The organism is Pseudomonas sp. B6001, from assembly GCF_013386015.1.
In the GTDB taxonomy this organism is placed as follows: domain Bacteria; phylum Pseudomonadota; class Gammaproteobacteria; order Pseudomonadales; family Pseudomonadaceae; genus Aquipseudomonas.
In genome coordinates this window covers 63,768-80,734 of sequence record NZ_JACAOX010000023.1, presented here as the reverse complement: position 1 = coordinate 80,734, position 16,967 = coordinate 63,768, and the positions used below count along the sequence as shown (strand labels likewise).

The window sequence follows — 16,967 nt, the reverse complement described above, 5'->3', positions numbered from 1 at the left end:
CTGTATTAGCTAATAAGCGGTTATCGTGCCAACTAATGACTTTTCCAGGTTTTTGATGGATTTTGACGCGTGAGACAGCCGTTTTTTGCAAGCGCGCACCCCAATTCGGGGCAATTCGTTACCGGGCGCCACGTTGTGAGGCAGGCATTTCGCGGACCATAAAGGACGCACTTATTGATAAAGTGCCGGTTCGAAACCATGAGTGAACAGCAATGACGTCGACCTCCCAACGCCGCTCAACCCTGATTGCCTTGTTGGTCGCCGTCACCTTCTTCATGGAGAACCTCGATGCCACCGTGATCGCGACCGCGTTGCCGGACATCGCCAAAACCTTCGGCGTGGGCGCGGTGGACGTGAACATCGGTATGAGCGCCTACATGCTCGCCGTCGCGGTGTTCATTCCCATCAGCGGCTGGCTGGCCGACCGCTTTGGCTCGCGGCGGGTATTCGGTTGGGCAATCGTGCTGTTCAGCCTGTCGTCACTGCTGTGCGGGTGGAGCGACAGCCTGCAGACCTTCGTCGCCGCGCGCGTGTTGCAGGGCATCAGCGGCGCGATGATGGTGCCGGTGGGGCGCCTGGCGGTGCTGCGGGCTACCGAGAAAAAAGACCTGGTGCGGGCGATTTCATTCATCACCTGGCCCGGCCTGGTGGCGCCGATACTCGGGCCGCCTGTGGGCGGGTTTATCGTTACCCACGCGTCCTGGCCGTGGATTTTCTACCTCAACCTGCCGCTGGGCCTGCTGGCGCTGATTGCCACGCTGGTACTGATCCCCAAACACGACGAGGTCACGTCCCGCTCATTCGATTTCAGCGGCTTCCTGCTGGTGGGTGTCGCCAGCGCGGCGCTGTTGTACGGCGTGGAACTGCTCGGGCAAAGCCGTGGCAGCTTGTTGCAGGGCCTGTTACTCAGCGCTGCAGGCGTAATGCTCGGCGCCTTTGCCTGGCGCCATATGCGCCGGCATGCCCAACCATTGCTGGCGCTGGGTGTGGTGAGTGTGCGCACGTTCAGTGTGTGCCTGTGCGGCGGGTCGATTTTCCGGGTGGCCATCAGCACCTTGCCGTTCCTGCTGCCGCTGATGTTTCAACTGGCGTTCGGCCTTTCTGCATTCGATGCGGGGTTGCTGGTGCTCGCGGTATTTGCCGGCAACCTGGCGATGAAGCCGTTCACCACGGCGGTGATGCAGCGCTGGGGCTTTCGCTCGGTGCTGATGATCAACGGCATCCTTGGCGTGCTCGCGATTGCGGCCTGTGCGCTGCTGGACGAGCGCATGAGCTGGGCGCTGATCCTGTTCATTCTGTTCGCGGGTGGCCTGTCACGCTCCATGCAGTTCACCTTGTTCAACACCCTGGGGTTCGCTGATATACCCAAGGCGCAGATGAGCGACGCCTCAACCTTGTTCAGCATGTTCTTCCAGTTGAGCATGGCCATGGGCGTGGCGATTGGCGCGCTGTTGTTACGTTTTGCCATGAATTTTCACGGCAATACCGGGCAGGCCGCCACCGCCGATTTCCAGCTGACGTTTCTTCTAGTGGCGGTGATCGCCGGCGTGGCGCTGCTGGATAACCTGCGGCTGCCGCCCCAGGCCGGTGAGTCGGTTTTGCAGCGAAAGTGAACCCACGATACCTTCGGGGTATGACGCAACACCTATTGAATATTGGACGGCTTGCGTCCCCCGCATCACTCTGCGGTGAAGTACATATGCAGGGCCCATAACAATAAAAGGCGCAACCATGACCGTGCTATTGAGTGAGCGCAGCCAGATTTTCGACCGTGCAGATGCCTATGCCGTGTCCGACTACGTCAACCAGCATGTCGGCAGCCACTGCATCCGCCTGCCGCCCAAGGGCCGCCCGCAGGCAAGCATCAGCCACCGGACCTTTTCCAGCCTGGACCTGTGCCGCATCAGCTACGGCGCGCCGGTGCGGGTGACCTCGGTGGCGCTGGAAACCATCTACCACCTGCAGATCCTGCTGCACGGCCACTGCCGCTCGAGCTCCCGTGGCGAAGAACAGGTGTTGGGCCCCGGCGAAGTGCTGCTGATCAACCCGGATGACCCGGTAGACCTGACCTATTCCGCCGACTGCGAAAAATTCATCGTCAAGGTGCCCGTGCGCCTGCTGGAAAACGCCTGCCTTGAGCAGCACTGGACGTTGCCGCAGCCGGGCATCCGTTTTGCGGCGCCGCGCCACGCACTTGCCGAAATGGGTGGGTTCCTGCAATTGCTGGGGCTGATCTGCCATGAGGCCGAAAACGCCGCCGAACCCGAAGTGCAGGGCCTGTACGAGCGCATTGTGGCGAACAAGCTGTTGGCGCTGCTGGCCAGCAACGTCCTGCGGGTGATTCCGCGACCGGATCAGGGTGGGGGCTTTGAAGCCGTGCGTCAGTTCATCGAGGAGCACCTGGCCGACGACATCAGCGTCGAACAACTGATGGCCATCGCCAGGGTCAGCGAGCGTTCGTTGTATACCTTGTTTGAACGCCAGGTCGGCCTGTCACCCCGTGACTACATGCGCCAGCGCAAGCTGGAGCGGGTGCACGCCATGCTGCAACTGGCCACGGCGCGCAGCGTGACGGAGGTGGCGCTGGATCATGGGTTTGTGCATTTGGGGCGGTTCTCCGAGGCCTATCGCAAACGCTTTGGCGAGCTGCCTTCGCAAACGTGGAAGCGCCGGCTCGCGCCAGGCGGATAACGAATTGCAGTCAGCGGATATTGAGGGGTAGGGCAAGCACATAAGGTGGGGGGGCCTGATACAAGAACAACCGAGGGCCTACCCCATGATCAGCACATTCGACCGACTCGCCCGACAATTGCGCGACTCCGTCCAGGAAGATCCCGCCACTGGGGTGTTCCGCTGCCGCCGCGACATCTTTACCGACCCCGACCTGTTTGCCCTGGAAATGAAGCACATTTTCGAAGGCGGTTGGGTCTACCTGGCACACGAAAGCCAGGTGCCGGAGATCAACGACTACTTCACCACCTGGATCGGCCGCCAGCCCGTGGTCATCACCCGTGACAAACACGGCACGCTGCACGGCCTGGTCAACGCCTGCGCCCACCGTGGCGCGATGCTCTGCCGCCGTAAACAAGGCAACAAAGGCTCGTTTACCTGCCCGTTCCACGGCTGGACCTTCAGCAACGCCGGCAAGCTGCTCAAAGTGAAGGACGCCAAGACCGGCGCCTACCCCGACAGCTTCGACTGTGACGGCTCCCACGACTTGAAACGCCTTGGTCGCTTCGAAAACTATCGCGGCTTCCTGTTCGGCAGCCTCAGCGAGACGGTGCCGGAGCTGAGCGACTACCTGGGTGAGACCCGGGTGATCATCGACCAGATGGTCGACCAGGCCCCGCTGGGGCTGGAGGTGCTGCGGGGCAGTTCGTCATATGTGTATGACGGCAACTGGAAGCTGCAGATCGAAAACGGCGCCGACGGTTATCACGTCAGCTCCGTGCACTGGAACTACTCGGCGACCATGGGCCGGCGCAATTACGAAGCCGAAGGCACGCGCACCGTGGATGCCAATGGCTGGTCGAAAAGCCTGGGCGGCGTGTACGCCTACGAGCATGGCCATATCCTGCTGTGGACGCGCCTGCTCAACCCCGAAGTGCGTCCGGTGCATGCCCATCGCGAGGCGCTGGCCGAGCGCCTGGGCCAGGAACGCGCCGATTTTATCGTCGACCAAACCCGCAACCTGTGCCTCTACCCGAATGTGTACCTGATGGACCAGTTCTCCACGCAGATCCGCGTGGTACGGCCAATCGCGGTCGACAAGACCGAAGTCACGATCTATTGCATGGCGCCCAAGGGCGAAAGTGCCGAGGAACGCACCACGCGCATCCGCCAGTACGAAGATTTCTTCAACGTCAGCGGCATGGGTACACCGGACGATCTGGAAGAGTTCCGCGCCTGCCAGACCGGCTACCAGGGTGCGACCACCTTGTGGAATGACCTCAGCCGCGGCGCCAAACAGTGGGTCGAAGGCCCTGACGAAAACGCCCGGGCCATGGGCATGAATCCGCAGCTCAGTGGCGTCAAGACCGAGGACGAAGGCCTGTTCGTGCGCCAGCACGCCCACTGGGCCCAGAGCCTGCAACGCGCTATCGAACGGGAGCAGCAAGGCTTGATCGCGACGGACAAGGAGGTGCTGGCATGAGTGCTTCCCGTGACCGCCTGTTGGACTTTCTGTACCGCGAAGCCCGCCTGCTGGATGACCGCCAGTGGGATGAGTGGCTCGAATGCTATTCACCCAAGGTCGAGTACTGGATGCCGGCCTGGGACGACCACGACACGCTGACCGAAGACCCCCAGAGCGAAATCTCGCTGATCTATTACCCCAGCCGCGACGGCCTGGAAGACCGGGTGTTCCGGATCAAGACCGAGCGCTCCAGCGCCAGCACCCCGGAGCCGCGCACCGCGCACCTGATCACCAACCTCGAAGTGCTGGCCGACGACGGGCAGCACGTGGAGTTGCGTTTCAACTGGCAAACCCTCAGCCATCGCTACAAGACCACGGATACGTACTTCGGTACCTCGTTCTATCGCCTCGATATCCGCGCCGAACAGCCGCTGATCACGCGCAAGAAGGTGGTGCTGAAAAACGACTACATCCATCAGGTCATCGATATCTACCACATCTGAGGATACGCCCATGACGTACTCCATTGCCCTGAACTTCGAGGACGGGGTAACCCGTTTCATCGACTGCAAGGTGGGTGAAAAGGTCCTCGACGCGGCCTTTCGCCAACGTATCAACCTGCCCATGGACTGCTCCGACGGTGTGTGCGGCACCTGCAAATGTCGCTGTGAAACCGGCGTTTATGACTTGGGCGACGACTACATCGAAGACGCCCTGAGCGAGGATGAAGCCGGCGAACGCCAGGTGCTCACCTGCCAGATGGTGCCGCAGTCGGACTGCGTGATTGCCGTGCCGGTGCCTTCCGGTGCCTGCAAGACCGGCACCGCGCAATTTGCCGCGACGGTGGCGAGTATTACCCGGCATGCCGATGCAGCGTTGGAAGTCAGCTTCGAACTGGATCAGGCGCCGGTGTTCCTGCCGGGGCAATACGTGAATATCGGCGTGCCCGACAGTGGGCAGACCCGCGCGTATTCCTTCAGCAGTCGCCCTGGCGACAAACGCGCGAGCTTTTTGATCAAGCATGTGCCCGGCGGGTTGATGAGTGGCTGGCTGGAGCGTGCCCAGCCGGGCGACGCGGTGCCGATGACCGGGCCGCTGGGCAGTTTCTACCTGCGCGAAGTGGCGCGGCCACTGCTGTTGCTGGCAGGTGGTACGGGGCTGGCGCCGTTCCTGTCGATGCTTGAAGTGTTGGCCGAGCGCGAGGAAACCCGGCCGGTCACGCTGATCTACGGCGTGACGCGGGACCAGGACCTGGTGATGGTCGAGGCGCTGGAGGCGTTCGCCCAACGCCTGCCCAACTTCGGTTTTGTCACCTGCGTGGCCGACCCCCAGACCGCTCACCCCCGGCAGGGGTATGTCACCCAGCACATGGCCGCTGACGTGCTGAACGATGGCGACGTGGATGTGTACCTGTGCGGGCCGCCACCGATGGTCGACGCGGTACGCCAGCACTTCAAGAACCAGGGCGTCACCCCCGCCAGCTTCCACTACGAGAAGTTCACCCCCAACGCCATCGTCACCGGCGACGCCGCCTGAGGAATCCCCCATGACTCCACGTTTCAACACCCAGGTTGCGCTGGTGACCGGCGCCGCCCAGGGCATCGGTCGGCGGGTTGCCGAGCGTTTGCTGGAAGAGGGCGCCTGGCTGGTGGCCGTCGATCGCTCGGAACTCGTGCATGAATTGCAGCATGAGCGGGCGCTGATCCTCACCGCCGACCTGGAGCAGCATGCCGAATGTGCCCGTGTGATGGCCGCTGCCAAGGCACGGTTCGGGCGTATCGACATCCTGGTCAACAACGTCGGCGGGACCATCTGGGCCAAGCCCTTCGAGCACTACGCCGAGAACGAAATCGAAGCCGAGGTGCGCCGCTCGCTGTTCCCGACCCTGTGGTGCTGCCATTGCGTGTTGCCCTACATGCTGGAGCAGGGCAGCGGTGCCATCGTCAATGTCTCGTCCGTGGCCACGCGCGGAGTGAACCGTGTGCCGTATGGCGCGGCCAAGGGCGGCGTCAACGCCTTGACCGCGTGCCTGGCCCTGGAGACCGCCGGCAGCGGCATTCGGGTCAACGCCACCGCACCCGGTGGCACCGAGGCGCCACCGCGGCGGATCCCGCGCAACAGCCAGCCCCAGAGCGACCAGGAGCGCGTCTGGTACCAGCAGATCGTCGACCAGACCCTCGACAGCAGCCCGATGAAGCGCTACGGCAGCATCGACGAACAAGCCGGCGCGATTCTGTTTCTGGCCTCTGATGAGGCCTCCTACATCACGGGCGTCACCTTGCCGGTAGGAGGCGGCGACCTCGGCTGACCCAGCGCCGTACCTGCAGACACTGACTCACAACAACAATAATGAGAGCACTGCCATGCGTACCCATGACGTCAATTCGATTATCGATAATGCCCATTTCAATCGTTTCCACTGGCTGGTGGTCAGCCTGTGTGCTGTGCTGTTGATCTTTGACGGTTATGACTTGTTCATCTACGGCGTGGTCTTGCCGTCGATCATGAAGGAATGGGGACTATCGCCCCTGCAGGCCGGCGCTCTGGGCAGTTATGCGCTGTTCGGGATGATGTTCGGCGCGCTGGTCTTCGGCAGCCTGGCCGACAAGTTCGGTCGCCGCAAAGGCATCGCCATCTGCTTTGCCTTGTTCAGCGTCGCCACGGTGATTAACGGTTTTGCCAGCAACCCGACTGAGTTCGGAATCTGCCGGTTTATTGCCGGGCTCGGCTGTGGCGGCCTGATGCCCAATGCGGCCGCACTGATTACCGAATACGCACCGAAGAAAATGCGCAGCATCCTGATGGCGGTGATGTTTGGCGGGTACTCGCTGGGCGGCATGCTGTCGGCCGGCGTGGGGATTTTCATGCTGCCGCGTTTTGGCTGGTCGTCCATGTTCTTCGCCGCGGCGATCCCGCTGCTGCTGATGCCGTTGATTGTGTACTGGCTGCCTGAGTCCATCGGGTTCCTGATTCGCCAGGGCCGCAAGGAACAGGCGCGTGAGCTGCTCAAGCGCCTGTCGCCGCAGACCCGGATCGACCCGCAAGACCAACTGCTCGTCAGCGCCGGTAAAGGCAAGGGCGCTTCGGTGCTGGAGTTGTTCCGACACGGCCTGGCCTTGAGGACGGCGGCGATCTGGGTCGCGTTTTTCTGCTGCCTGTTGATGGTCTACGCCCTGAGTTCCTGGCTGCCCAAACTGATGGCGGGTGCCGGTTACAGCCTGGGATCGAGCCTGTCGTTCCTGCTGGCGCTGAATTTTGGCGGCATCGCCGGGGCGCTTGTCGGTGGCTGGCTGTGTGACCGGCTTAACCTGGTGAAGGTGGTGATCGGTTTCTTTATCGCCGCGCTGCTCTCCATCAGCCTGCTGGGTATCAAGAGCCCGATGCCGGTCCTGTACCTGCTGATCTTTTTTGCCGGCGCCACCACCATCGGCACGCAAATCCTGCTGTACGCCGGCGCCGCACAACTCTATGGCTTGAACATTCGAGCCACCGGCCTGGGCTGGGCTTCCGGTATCGGTCGTACCGGCGCCATCGTCGGCCCGCTGCTGGGCGGCGCGCTGATGGGGATTGAACTGCCGCTGCACCTGAACTTCATGGCCTTTGCCATCCCCGGGGCCATCGCCGTGCTGGCAATGACGGCGTATGCGCTGAATGAACGTCGGGGCCGGCAGGAGGTGATCGCCGCCCCGGCGCAGTAACTGTCGATAACAATAACTAAGAGCAACGACATGAACACACAACGTATCTGGCTATCCCTGTTGGGCGTGCCCCTTGCGGCGACGGCGGCCGAGGGCGGGTTTTTCGAGGACTCCACCGCCACCTTGCAGGCGCGCAACTATTACTTCAGCCGCGATTTCTCGGACATCGTCGGCGCCAACAAGCAATCAAAGGCAGAGGAGTGGGGCCAGGGTTTTATCCTGACCTATAAATCCGGCTACACCCCGGGGCCCGTGGGCTTTGGCCTGGATGCCCTGGGCACCCTCGGCCTCAAGCTCGACAGCAGCCCGGACCGCACCAATACCGGCCTGCTCCCGGTCAAGGGCGACGGCAGCGCCCCGAATGATTACAGCCGTTTGGGCCTGACCTTCAAGGCCAGGTTTTCCAGGACCGAATTGAAGGTCGGCGAACTGCAACCGAACCTGCCGGTGCTGGCCTTCAGCGATATCCGCTTGCTGCCGCCGAGCTATCAGGGCGTGAGTGTCAGCTCCGGCGAAATCGCCGGCCTTGCGCTGCAGGCCGGGCACTTGACCACCACCAGCCTGCGCAACGAAGCCGGCGACGAGAAAATGATCGCCATGCTCGGCCATGTGCCGCAACGCGGCGCTGAAGGTGATGGGTTCAACTACGTCGGCGGCGACTACGCCTTCAACACCAACCGCACCAGCGTCAGCTACTGGCATGGCCAACTCAAGGACATCTACCGCCAGGACTTTGTCGGCCTCAAGCACAGCCAGCCAATGGGCGAGTGGACGCTCGGCGCCAACCTCGGCTACTACGATGCCCGGGAAGACGGCGACAAACTGCTTGGCAAGATCGACAACCAGGCGTTTTTCTCGCTGCTGTCGGCCAAGCATGGCGGCCATATCTTCTACGTCGGTTATCAAGCCATGTATGGCGACAGTGCCTTCCCGCGGGTCTTCGCCAACATCACGCCGCTGGGCAACGAAGTACCCACCTACGAGTTTGCCTACACCGACGAGCGCTCCTGGCAAGTGCGGTACGACTATGACTTCGTGGCGCTGGGCATTCCGGGGCTGACCACCACCGTGCGTTATATCACCGGTAACAACGTGACCACCGGCGCGGGTTATGAAGGCAAGGATCGCGAGCGCGACCTGGATATCGGCTATGTGGTGCAAAGCGGCACATTGAGCGGCCTGGGCATTCGGGTGCGCAATGTCATGGCCCGTTCAAACTACCGCAGCGACATCGACGAGAACCGGCTGATCCTCAGTTACACCTGGAAGCTGCTTTAAACCCCGCCCTGGCACGTGCCCATGACCTGGTAGTTGACAGTGTGGCTGGCGCCCTGGCTGTCGAGATACACCATGGTCGCCGGTTCTACCTGGCAACTGCCCGGCACGGGCGTGATTGAAACAACGTGTTGGATATCCAGCGCTTCATTGCTGCCGGCCGCCATGGCGCCGGCGGCGGTGAAAAACAGGAGCAGGCTGAGCCATTTGATATTCATGATGAGTTCCTCTGTGAGTAGGGTTCATTTTAGTGATTGCCGCAGCGGGATAAAGACAGGAACAGGTGAATGACTCGTACGTATCACGTAGCAATCGAGGGGCAATGTTGATGGATTTGCTCAATGGCATGCAGGTGTTTGCCCGGGTTGTCGACACTGGCAGCTTTGCCGCAGCGGCCGAGGCGCTGGACCTGTCCGGGGCACACGTATCACGGTTGATCTGCGAGCTGGAAAAACACCTGCAGACCCGCCTGTTGCAACGCACCACCCGACGCCTGGGCCTTACCGATTCGGGCGAGCGCTTTCTGTTGCGCTGTCGCGACATTCTTGAAGACGTCAGGGAAGCCACGGCAGAAGCCAGCGGCGCGCACCTCAACCCGCGCGGGCGATTGCGGGTGCATTGCATGAGCGGGTTGGGGGTGCTGATCACGCCGCTGATTGCCCGCTACAGCGAGCAATACCCGGACGTGTCCATCGAGTTGACCCTGTCCCAGCACAACCCGGACCCGCTTGAAGAGGGTCACGACGTGGTGATCTCCATCGCCCATTCGTTGCCGGATTCGGCGCTGGTCAGCCAGACGATCGGGCAGTTGTTCAGTGTGCCCTGTGCGGCACCGGGGTATCTGGCCCGGTACGGCGTGCCCGAGCATCCGCAGCAGTTGATGCAGCATCGACGGTTGCATCTGCAGGATTTCCAGGAGGATGCGTGGTTGTTCAAGGGGCAAGAGGGCGAGATTGCGATTTCGCCGGGTGACACCTTCAGGACCAATGTCGCGGATGCGATGGTCAAGGCGACGCAGGAAGGCATGGGCATCAGTCTGTTGCCGTTTTTCAGTGCAAGCGCGGCACTGCGGGAAGGTTCGCTGGTACGGCTGTTGCCCGACTATCGGCTAAGGGAGCGCAGCATTTTCGCGGTGTATCCGTCGAGGCGTTTTTTGGATGCCAAGGTGCGCACGTGGGTCGCGTTTTTGCAGGTGCAATTGCCGGTGTTGCTGGCGGAGCAGTTGGCAGTGATTGAGGCACCTTGAGGCTAGCGCGTTGCCGTACGGCGAATGTAGCGCGCCGGCGACGAGCCCAGTGTCTTGCGAAACATGCTGATGAACGAACTGACCGACTCATACCCCAGCGCCTCGGCGGTCCGTTGCACCGATTCGCCCTCGGCCAGGCTCTGCAAGGCCACGATGATTTGCCATTGCTTGCGCCATTGGCCAAATGTCAGGCCGGTCTCACTCTTGACCAGCCGCGCCAGGGACCGCTCGCTCATGGCGACCTGGCGTGCCCACTGGGCCATGGTGCAACGGTTTGACGGGTCCTGGGCCAGGCCGCGGGCGATGAAGCGCAACTGCGTAGCAGCGGGGAGCGGCAGGTACAACTGCTCCGAAGGAGCCAGTTCCAGTTGTTCAAGGAGCACGCTCGCCACGCGCGAATTGGCAGAGGCAGGCGGATAATCCTGGGGCTGGGCGCTCAGGTGCAGGATCAACGCCAGGACCAGCGGCGAAAGCACCAGCGTGCAGCATTTCTCCGGTAGCGCGGCGGCGCCGGGCTCGACAAACAGATAGCCGATCCTGCCGTTGGCGGTCACCCGGTTGCTGTGGGCGATACCGCCCGGAATCCACACGCCGAAGCCCGACGGCACCATCCACACGCCATCCTCTACGGTACACACGATACCGCCGTGATACGCCACCACCAGTTGGCCTTTGCGGTGGCTGTGCACGGGGAATTCGGTGTCGTTGCGCTGACTGCCGAGCATCAACGCGACGGCGGGCTGATCAAAACTGTCCAGTTCGAATTGATCAACGCCCTGGAGCTTCATCTCGCCCATGTTGCACCGCCTCGATTGTCTGAAATTGATTATATCCTGGCAGCATACTCAATATCGGCACGACCTTGCAGTCCCTACCATCTTCATCAAGGCGATCAAGGTGATTGCCGACTGCGAGATTCAACCGATGCTCAGCGAAATCACGATTGCCCACCTCTACATTCCTCCGTTCTTGCTCTACGTCGGCGTTGCAGCCCTGGTGTACGGGCTAATGGAGCGGGCCCTGCGGCGCTGGCTGGATTGGGCCTGGCACCCCAGCCTGGCGCGTTTCTTTGTGTCGCTGATCGTGCTCTCGACCTTGGTTCTGAGCTTTTGAGGGCAGCGCGATGATCATCAAACACATCCTCAAGACCCTCGTCACCCTGGTGCTCGGGCTGGCCGCATTGCTGTTCTGCACGCAACTGTGGCGCGCCTATGAGTTGGCCCCCTGGACGCGGGACGGGCGTGTCAGCGCGCAAGTCATCCGTATTGCCCCCGAGGTGTCCGGCCAGGTCGAACACCTGCTGGTGGGCGACAACCAATGGGTCGCCAAGGGCGCGTTGCTCTACCAGATCGATCGCAGCAGCTACTTGCTTGCCCAGCAACAGCGCACGGCCGAGCTTGCCGAGGCGCGCAGTGTCTTCGAGCAGCGCAGTGCACAGCTCAAACGCCGCAACCAGCTCGGCGATGCGATTGCGCGGGAGGAAGCCGACAACGCAGCCCGGGACCTGGCGGTGGCCAGGGCGCGCCTGGATGCGGCCCGCAGCCAACTGGCCCATGCGCGGCTGGATCTGGACCGCACGACGATTCGTTCGCCGGTCGACGGCTATGTGACCCAGTTGCGGCTGCAGCCGGGTGACTACGCGGCAGCGGGCGAGACCAATATCTTTGTAGTCGATAGCCATAGCTTCTGGGTCACCGGTTACTTCGAGGAGACCAAGCTGGCTGGTGTTCGGGTGGGGGCTGCGACGTCCATCAAGCTGATGGGTTTTTCACCGCTGCTCGAAGGGCATGTGGCGAGCATTGGTCGGGGCATTGCCGACGGCAACGAGCTGCGCAGTAACAGTGGTTTGCCCCAGGTGGCGCCTACGTTCAGCTGGATACGCCTGGCCCAGCGCGTGCCCGTGCGGATTGAACTGGACAAGGTGCCGCCCGGTGTGGAGCTGGCGGCGGGGATGACCGCCAGCATCGAGGTTGCCGAGGAGGGCACGGCGCCGCGCTGGAGGCTGGTGCAATGGCTTCAGGCGTTCATGTGATGCTCCGTGCACTGCGCATGCTGGGGGCATGGGAAGCTGCTACCTCGGGCTATGTGCTGCGTAGTCTTTTGGCGGCCTCATTGGCCCTGTGGCTGGGGTTCCAATTACACCTGGATTCGCCGTTCTCGGCCGCCTCAACCGTGTTGTTGCTGATCCATCCGCTGCAGGGGGCAGTGGTTGGCAAGGGCTTCCACCGGGCACTGGGCACCCTCGTGGGGTTGGCTGTGGCATTGGTCCTGACCAGCCTGTTCGCCCAGCAAATGCTGCTGTTTATCCTCGGGATCGGGGTATGGCTGGGCCTTTGTGTCGGCGCCATGACCGTGCTTCGGCACTACCAGGCCACGGCGGCGGTGGTCGCCGGCTACACCGTTTGCCTGGCCCTGGGGCCCGCCATCGTCGCGCCGCAGCAAGGTTTCGAACATATCGTCGGACGGGGCACGGCCGTTGTTCTGGGGGTGTTGAGCCTGAGCCTGGTGGCCACGTTATTCAGCCGCAAGACCGTCGAGCGCACACTGACCATGGCACTTCGCGACGTCTCGTCGCGCACCCTGCGGTTATTGGCCGTGCGGTTTGACGGCGGGCCGGCGCGTGCGCAGGACCCGCTGGCCGTCGATATCAGCAAAGTGGACGACCTTCTCGGGATTGGTCGGGGCGAGTCGGTGCTGATCCGCGCCAGGCTGGCGACCCTGCAGGCAGGACTTGCGTATCTGCATGCCGTGGTGCTCGACGAATGTGCGATACCTTCGCACGCTGGAATCGGCGCACAGTTGCGCCAGCTGGCTGAAGCCATGCCCGGGTTTTGCGTGGCGGCCGATCGTGTCCGGGAGCTGCAAGCCAGCCTTGAACCAGGCGCGAGCCAGCGGCGTCTGAATGAACCATTGGCCGAACTGGCCAGCGCCTTGTCGAGTTTTGCCTGCCTTGAGCGCGCGCCCCTGCCGCCGGCCCGCGCCGTGGGGTTTCACCGACACTACGGCGCTGCACTGCGTAACGGTGTGCGAGCGTTGCTGGCCACGCTGGCGACCGGTGCTGTCTGGTACCTCACCGGCTGGGACCAGGGGCCAACCTTGCTGGCCGTACTGGGTCCGTTCTGCACCTTGCTGGCCACCAGCGCGGCGCCCGAGCAAGGCATTGCGAGCCTTGCCAGGGGAACCTTCTACGCAATCCTGGCAGCGGCGGGGTGCAAGTTCCTGCTGTTGCCGCACATCAGCGGGTTCGGGTTGCTCACGGTGGTGCTGGTTGCGTTCTGGGCGGTCGGGATTCATGCCACGACCCGGCCGCGCCATGCCCTGCAAGGCGTCGCCTACCTGATTACGTTCAATACCCTGGTCGGCACCGCCGGGACCGCCCAATACGACTTCGCTGACTTCGCGAATCAAGCCCTGGCCTGGATGGTGACGCTTGCTATCTGCCTGCTGGCCTTCCAGTTGCTGCCGGGGAAACCCGCCAGCCACGCCGACGTCCTGAGGACCGCGCTGCACAAGGACACACGCCGGTTACTGCGTCACGGGCACCGCATGGATCTTCTGAAGTGGCAGGCCACGCAACAGCACCGGATGGTTGCCCTGCAAGCGCTGTCGGGCGCCGATGAGGCCGGTGCCGTCTCGCTTCAACTGGGTCGACAGTTAAGGTTGCTGCACCGCAAGACACGCGACCTGGAGCCTCATTCGTCAATCGCCAGGTGTGTGCAAGCGGGCGATCGGCGTATTGCCAGATATGCCTTCGATTCAGCGATCAGCGCGGCCCAGGCCCGGCGTACGTCGAGATCACTGATCCGCCTTGGTGCCCGCGACCTGGCTGCTTGTTACCGGGATTTGGCGGGGTTGCTCGACCAATACCAGCGTGCCGATATCCGAACCAGTTTCAGCTAAAACAACGAAGGTGAGATGAAATGAAGCAACTCCTTATCTGGACGCTTTTCGGGATGATCGTGTCTGGGCCAATGGCGGTACAGGCATCGGACGGGGCTGAGGCGCTGGCACGCTGGCAACAGCAATTCAAACAAGAGCAAAAAAAGCTCGCTGAGCACCGGGCGGCTGGCCGCGATTCAAGGCCCAAGGCCGATCGCCAGCGATGAGCCGGTTCCCGGGGAATTGCAATCTATTCGGAGCGAAGTGACGAGTTCGGTGTGATGCCCGGCGGTGCTGTTGCTTTATAGGCTGTCCGGGTCGCCGAAGAACATCTGAATCCGCGACCTTAACCACCGTTCCCCCGGATCATTGTCCTGTGACCCACGCCACGCCATGTGCAATTCAAATGTGCGCACCGGCAGTGGCGGCTCCTCAGCCCGCAAGCCACCCGCTGAAGTCAACGCTTCAGCGGCATAGTCCGGCACGGTCGCGACAATATCGGTGCCCGCCAGCAACGTCCCGAGCCCATTGAACTGCGGCACAGCCAGGACTACGTGGCGCTTGCGGCCCAGTTTTTCCAGTTCTTCATCCAGAAACCCGCTCAAATCCCCGGCAAACGACACCAGAGCATGGGGCCGGGCGCAGAAGTCATCCAGGCTCATGGAACCCGGCATGCTGTCGGCTCGCAGCAGCATCGGCTTGCTGCGGCGCAATACCTTGCGCTTGGCGTTGGCCGGCAAATCGGTGGTGTAGCTCACGCCGATGGAGATTTCGCCGGAGGCCAGCAGGCCGGGCATCAGGATGTAGTTGACGCGGCGCACTACCAGCACGATGCCGGGGGCTTCGGCCCGCAGGCGCTTGAGCAGCAGCGGCAGCAGGGCGAATTCGACGTCGTCCGACAGGCCGATGCGGAATACCGCGGTGCTGGTGGCCGGGTCGAATTCGGAGGCGCGGCTGACGGCCGTGGAAATCGAGTCCAGGGCCGGTGAGAGCAGGGCGAAGATTTCTACCGCACGGGCCGAGGGCTCCATGCTGCGTCCGGTACGCACGAACAACGGGTCGTCGAACAGGCCGCGCAGGCGTGACAGGGCTGCGCTGATGGCCGGCTGGCCAAGGAACAGTTTCTCGGCAGCGCGGGTCACACTGCGCTCATGCATCAAGGTTTCGAATACGATCAACAGGTTGAGGTCGACACGACGCAGGTCGTTACGGTTCATCTTGTGTCCCAGGCGGCGTCAGTAAACTTGACGGGAGCGGTCATATAAGAACAATGACCGGCATGAATCTTACGGGGAAAGGCTGGTACTCTGCACCGGCTAATTCAGTTTTCCTACATGGCTTGGCACCTTTTCCGTATGTGCGGAATCAATGACAGGCATGTCGACTATTAACGGCGACCGGTGGTCTTGCCCCGAAAGCCCAGATAGAGTTCATGGCAATAGAGGTTACTTTGACGAGGTTTGCGATGTCCCGCACGATCCGTTTTCACAAGTTTGGTCCGGCCGAGGTGCTCAAATGCGAAGAGCATGCAGCCGCTAAGCCCGCACCGGGCGAAGTGCAGGTGCGCGTCGAGGCGATTGGCATCAGCTGGTACGACATTCTGTGGCGCCAGAACCTGGCGTCGTCCCATGCCCGCTTGCCTTCCGGCCTTGGCCATGAAATGGCCGGCGTGGTTGTGGCCGTTGGCGAGGGTGTCGACGACCTGGCGGTGGGTGACAAGGTCGCCAGCTTCCCGGCCGAGAGCCCGAATGACTACCCGGTGTACGGCGAACAGATCGTCCTGCCGCGCTCGGCGCTGACCCGCTACCCGGATGTCCTGAGCCCGATCGAAGCCAGCGTGCACTACACGCCGTTGCTGATTGCCTACTTTGCGTACATGGACCTGGCGCGGGTCAAACCCGGGCAATTCGCCCTGGTAACGGACGCCAGCCACTGTGCCGGCCCATCGTTTGTGCAGCTGGGCAAAGCCCTGGGTGTGCGGGTGATTGCCGCCACCAAGACCAGTGATGAGCGCGAATACCTGCTGTCCCTCGGGGCGGAAAAGGTGATCGTCACCGAAGAGCAGGACCTGCTGATGCAAGTCAACAAGTTCACCGACAACCGTGGCGTAGACGTGGTGTTCGATGGCTTGGGTGGCCCGCAGATGTCGTTGCTGGGTGATGTGCTGGCGCCGCGTGGCAGCCTGGTGCTGTACGGCCTGCAAGGTGGCAACCAGACGCCATTCCCGGCCTGTGCGGCGTTCCAGAAGAACATTCAGTTCTTTGTGCACTGCATCGGCAACTTCACCGGCAAACCGGAACTGGGCATCATCCAGGACCAGGTGGCCTTGCAGCGAGCCCTGCGTGACATCAACCAACTGACCGCCGACAAGGTGCTGGTACCGCTGAAAACCACGGTATTTCCGTTCAGCCAGTTCGTTGAAGCGCACCGCTATATGGACGAATGTCCGTGCCGTGAACGGGTTGCCTTGCAGGTAGAAACTGTTTGATCTGTGGGAATATTCTCAAGCGAGTATTCCTGCCCCCGGGCGCATGGGGCAAATGCGCCATTTGACAGGACTTAACCTGCCCACCGCTTGAATCGGGATTTCAGCACTTCAGCCCGATAAACCAGATGTATGCCCCTGACGCCGCCCTGAATCCCAGCGCGGCGTTGTCGTGTCTGCACACTCGATACCCCATGCAAGCCCCCATCTGAACCGGTTTTAGCCGGCGTTCTGTATCTGTTAATCATT

17 protein-coding genes are annotated in these 16,967 nt (G+C 62.1%); 14 read left to right on the top strand and 3 right to left on the bottom strand.

All coding sequences use genetic code 11. The features are described from left to right. Positions 1–212 precede the first annotated feature (212 nt). The 8 genes from HX821_RS24880 to HX821_RS24845 all read left to right on the top strand — a co-directional run bounded on the left by HX821_RS24880 (position 213) and on the right by HX821_RS24845 (position 9,111). Positions 213–1,613, top strand: a complete 1,401-nt coding sequence (locus HX821_RS24880; protein ID WP_177036664.1) for a DHA2 family efflux MFS transporter permease subunit — start codon at positions 213–215, stop codon at positions 1,611–1,613. A gap of 118 nt (positions 1,614–1,731) precedes the next feature. Next, a complete protein-coding gene (locus HX821_RS24875) occupies positions 1,732–2,691 on the top strand; it encodes an AraC family transcriptional regulator (RefSeq protein WP_008433834.1) in 960 nt (319 codons plus the stop codon). An 85-nt stretch (positions 2,692–2,776) separates the two neighbouring features. After that, the gene (locus HX821_RS24870; protein ID WP_003210841.1) at positions 2,777–4,153 is read left to right on the top strand and encodes a Rieske 2Fe-2S domain-containing protein; all 1,377 of its coding nucleotides are present in this window, start codon (positions 2,777–2,779) and stop codon (positions 4,151–4,153) included. Beyond that, a complete protein-coding gene (gene benB, locus HX821_RS24865; RefSeq protein ID WP_008433833.1) occupies positions 4,150–4,638 on the top strand; it encodes a benzoate 1,2-dioxygenase small subunit in 489 nt (162 codons plus the stop codon). Before HX821_RS24870 ends, benB begins: the two co-directional genes overlap by 4 nt. Positions 4,639–4,648: 10 nt before the next feature. Then, positions 4,649–5,671 carry a benzoate 1,2-dioxygenase electron transfer component BenC gene (gene benC, locus HX821_RS24860; protein ID WP_177036662.1) on the top strand — a complete coding sequence of 341 codons (1,023 nt, stop codon included), beginning with the start codon at positions 4,649–4,651 and terminating at the stop codon, positions 5,669–5,671. A gap of 10 nt (positions 5,672–5,681) precedes the next feature. Further along, positions 5,682–6,443, top strand: a complete 762-nt coding sequence (locus HX821_RS24855; protein ID WP_008433831.1) for a 1,6-dihydroxycyclohexa-2,4-diene-1-carboxylate dehydrogenase — start codon at positions 5,682–5,684, stop codon at positions 6,441–6,443. Positions 6,444–6,498: 55 nt separating this feature from the next. Continuing rightward, positions 6,499–7,833, top strand: a complete 1,335-nt coding sequence (locus HX821_RS24850) for an MFS transporter (RefSeq protein WP_008433830.1) — start codon at positions 6,499–6,501, stop codon at positions 7,831–7,833. 30 nt (positions 7,834–7,863) lie between these two features. Next, the gene (locus tag HX821_RS24845) at positions 7,864–9,111 is read left to right on the top strand and encodes an OprD family porin (RefSeq protein WP_177036660.1); all 1,248 of its coding nucleotides are present in this window, start codon (positions 7,864–7,866) and stop codon (positions 9,109–9,111) included. Here HX821_RS24845 and HX821_RS24840 read toward each other — a convergent pair. Further along, a complete protein-coding gene (locus tag HX821_RS24840; protein ID WP_102369131.1) occupies positions 9,108–9,326 on the bottom strand; it encodes a DUF2790 domain-containing protein in 219 nt (72 codons plus the stop codon). The genes HX821_RS24845 and HX821_RS24840 overlap by 4 nt on opposite strands. A gap of 110 nt (positions 9,327–9,436) precedes the next feature. Between HX821_RS24840 and HX821_RS24835 the strand changes: the two genes are divergently transcribed. Beyond that, the gene (locus HX821_RS24835) at positions 9,437–10,354 is read left to right on the top strand and encodes a LysR family transcriptional regulator (protein WP_177036658.1); all 918 of its coding nucleotides are present in this window, start codon (positions 9,437–9,439) and stop codon (positions 10,352–10,354) included. A 2-nt stretch (positions 10,355–10,356) separates the two neighbouring features. Here HX821_RS24835 and HX821_RS24830 read toward each other — a convergent pair whose 3' ends face one another. Beyond that, a complete protein-coding gene (locus HX821_RS24830) occupies positions 10,357–11,151 on the bottom strand; it encodes a helix-turn-helix domain-containing protein (protein WP_003217152.1) in 795 nt (264 codons plus the stop codon). 127 nt (positions 11,152–11,278) lie between these two features. Between HX821_RS24830 and HX821_RS32080 the strand changes: the two genes are divergently transcribed. Genes HX821_RS32080 through HX821_RS24810 form a run of 4 tightly spaced genes read left to right on the top strand, consistent with a single transcriptional unit; the run spans position 11,279 to position 14,460 of the window. After that, a complete protein-coding gene (locus HX821_RS32080) occupies positions 11,279–11,467 on the top strand; it encodes a DUF1656 domain-containing protein (protein WP_371316188.1) in 189 nt (62 codons plus the stop codon). Between the two features lie 10 nt (positions 11,468–11,477). Beyond that, the gene (locus HX821_RS24820; protein ID WP_177009963.1) at positions 11,478–12,386 is read left to right on the top strand and encodes an HlyD family secretion protein; all 909 of its coding nucleotides are present in this window, start codon (positions 11,478–11,480) and stop codon (positions 12,384–12,386) included. Beyond that, entirely contained in the window at positions 12,386–14,254 is a 1,869-nt protein-coding gene (locus HX821_RS24815; protein WP_177036655.1) for an FUSC family protein, read from the top strand. Before HX821_RS24820 ends, HX821_RS24815 begins: the two co-directional genes overlap by 1 nt. A 20-nt stretch (positions 14,255–14,274) precedes the next feature. Beyond that, on the top strand, positions 14,275–14,460 hold the full coding sequence (locus HX821_RS24810; protein ID WP_177036653.1) for a hypothetical protein: 186 nt from the start codon (positions 14,275–14,277) through the stop codon (positions 14,458–14,460). 75 nt (positions 14,461–14,535) lie between these two features. Here HX821_RS24810 and HX821_RS24805 read toward each other — a convergent pair whose 3' ends face one another. Then, positions 14,536–15,450, bottom strand: coding sequence for a LysR family transcriptional regulator (locus HX821_RS24805; RefSeq protein ID WP_003217142.1), 915 nt, complete (start codon positions 15,448–15,450; stop codon positions 14,536–14,538). A 248-nt stretch (positions 15,451–15,698) separates the two neighbouring features. Between HX821_RS24805 and HX821_RS24800 the strand changes: the two genes are divergently transcribed. Continuing rightward, positions 15,699–16,721: a zinc-dependent alcohol dehydrogenase family protein gene (locus HX821_RS24800; protein ID WP_003217140.1), complete on the top strand. Its 1,023-nt coding sequence runs from the start codon at positions 15,699–15,701 to the stop codon at positions 16,719–16,721. Positions 16,722–16,967 lie beyond the last annotated feature (246 nt).

Excerpts from the sequence above, each read along its gene's own strand:
- HX821_RS24880 (WP_177036664.1), top strand. The coding sequence starts at position 213 with ATGACGTCGACCTCCCAACGCCGCTCAACCCTGATTGCCTTGTTGGTC.
- HX821_RS24875 (WP_008433834.1), top strand. The coding sequence starts at position 1,732 with ATGACCGTGCTATTGAGTGAGCGCAGCCAGATTTTCGACCGTGCAGAT.
- HX821_RS24870 (WP_003210841.1), top strand. The coding sequence starts at position 2,777 with ATGATCAGCACATTCGACCGACTCGCCCGACAATTGCGCGACTCCGTC.
- benB (WP_008433833.1), top strand. The coding sequence starts at position 4,150 with ATGAGTGCTTCCCGTGACCGCCTGTTGGACTTTCTGTACCGCGAAGCC.
- benC (WP_177036662.1), top strand. The coding sequence starts at position 4,649 with ATGACGTACTCCATTGCCCTGAACTTCGAGGACGGGGTAACCCGTTTC.
- HX821_RS24855 (WP_008433831.1), top strand. The coding sequence starts at position 5,682 with ATGACTCCACGTTTCAACACCCAGGTTGCGCTGGTGACCGGCGCCGCC.
- HX821_RS24850 (WP_008433830.1), top strand. The coding sequence starts at position 6,499 with ATGCGTACCCATGACGTCAATTCGATTATCGATAATGCCCATTTCAAT.
- HX821_RS24845 (WP_177036660.1), top strand. The coding sequence starts at position 7,864 with ATGAACACACAACGTATCTGGCTATCCCTGTTGGGCGTGCCCCTTGCG.
- HX821_RS24840 (WP_102369131.1), bottom strand. The coding sequence starts at position 9,326 with ATGAATATCAAATGGCTCAGCCTGCTCCTGTTTTTCACCGCCGCCGGC.
- HX821_RS24835 (WP_177036658.1), top strand. The coding sequence starts at position 9,437 with ATGGATTTGCTCAATGGCATGCAGGTGTTTGCCCGGGTTGTCGACACT.
- HX821_RS24830 (WP_003217152.1), bottom strand. The coding sequence starts at position 11,151 with ATGGGCGAGATGAAGCTCCAGGGCGTTGATCAATTCGAACTGGACAGT.
- HX821_RS32080 (WP_371316188.1), top strand. The coding sequence starts at position 11,279 with ATGCTCAGCGAAATCACGATTGCCCACCTCTACATTCCTCCGTTCTTG.
- HX821_RS24820 (WP_177009963.1), top strand. The coding sequence starts at position 11,478 with ATGATCATCAAACACATCCTCAAGACCCTCGTCACCCTGGTGCTCGGG.
- HX821_RS24815 (WP_177036655.1), top strand. The coding sequence starts at position 12,386 with ATGCTCCGTGCACTGCGCATGCTGGGGGCATGGGAAGCTGCTACCTCG.
- HX821_RS24810 (WP_177036653.1), top strand. The coding sequence starts at position 14,275 with ATGAAGCAACTCCTTATCTGGACGCTTTTCGGGATGATCGTGTCTGGG.
- HX821_RS24805 (WP_003217142.1), bottom strand. The coding sequence starts at position 15,450 with ATGAACCGTAACGACCTGCGTCGTGTCGACCTCAACCTGTTGATCGTA.
- HX821_RS24800 (WP_003217140.1), top strand. The coding sequence starts at position 15,699 with ATGTCCCGCACGATCCGTTTTCACAAGTTTGGTCCGGCCGAGGTGCTC.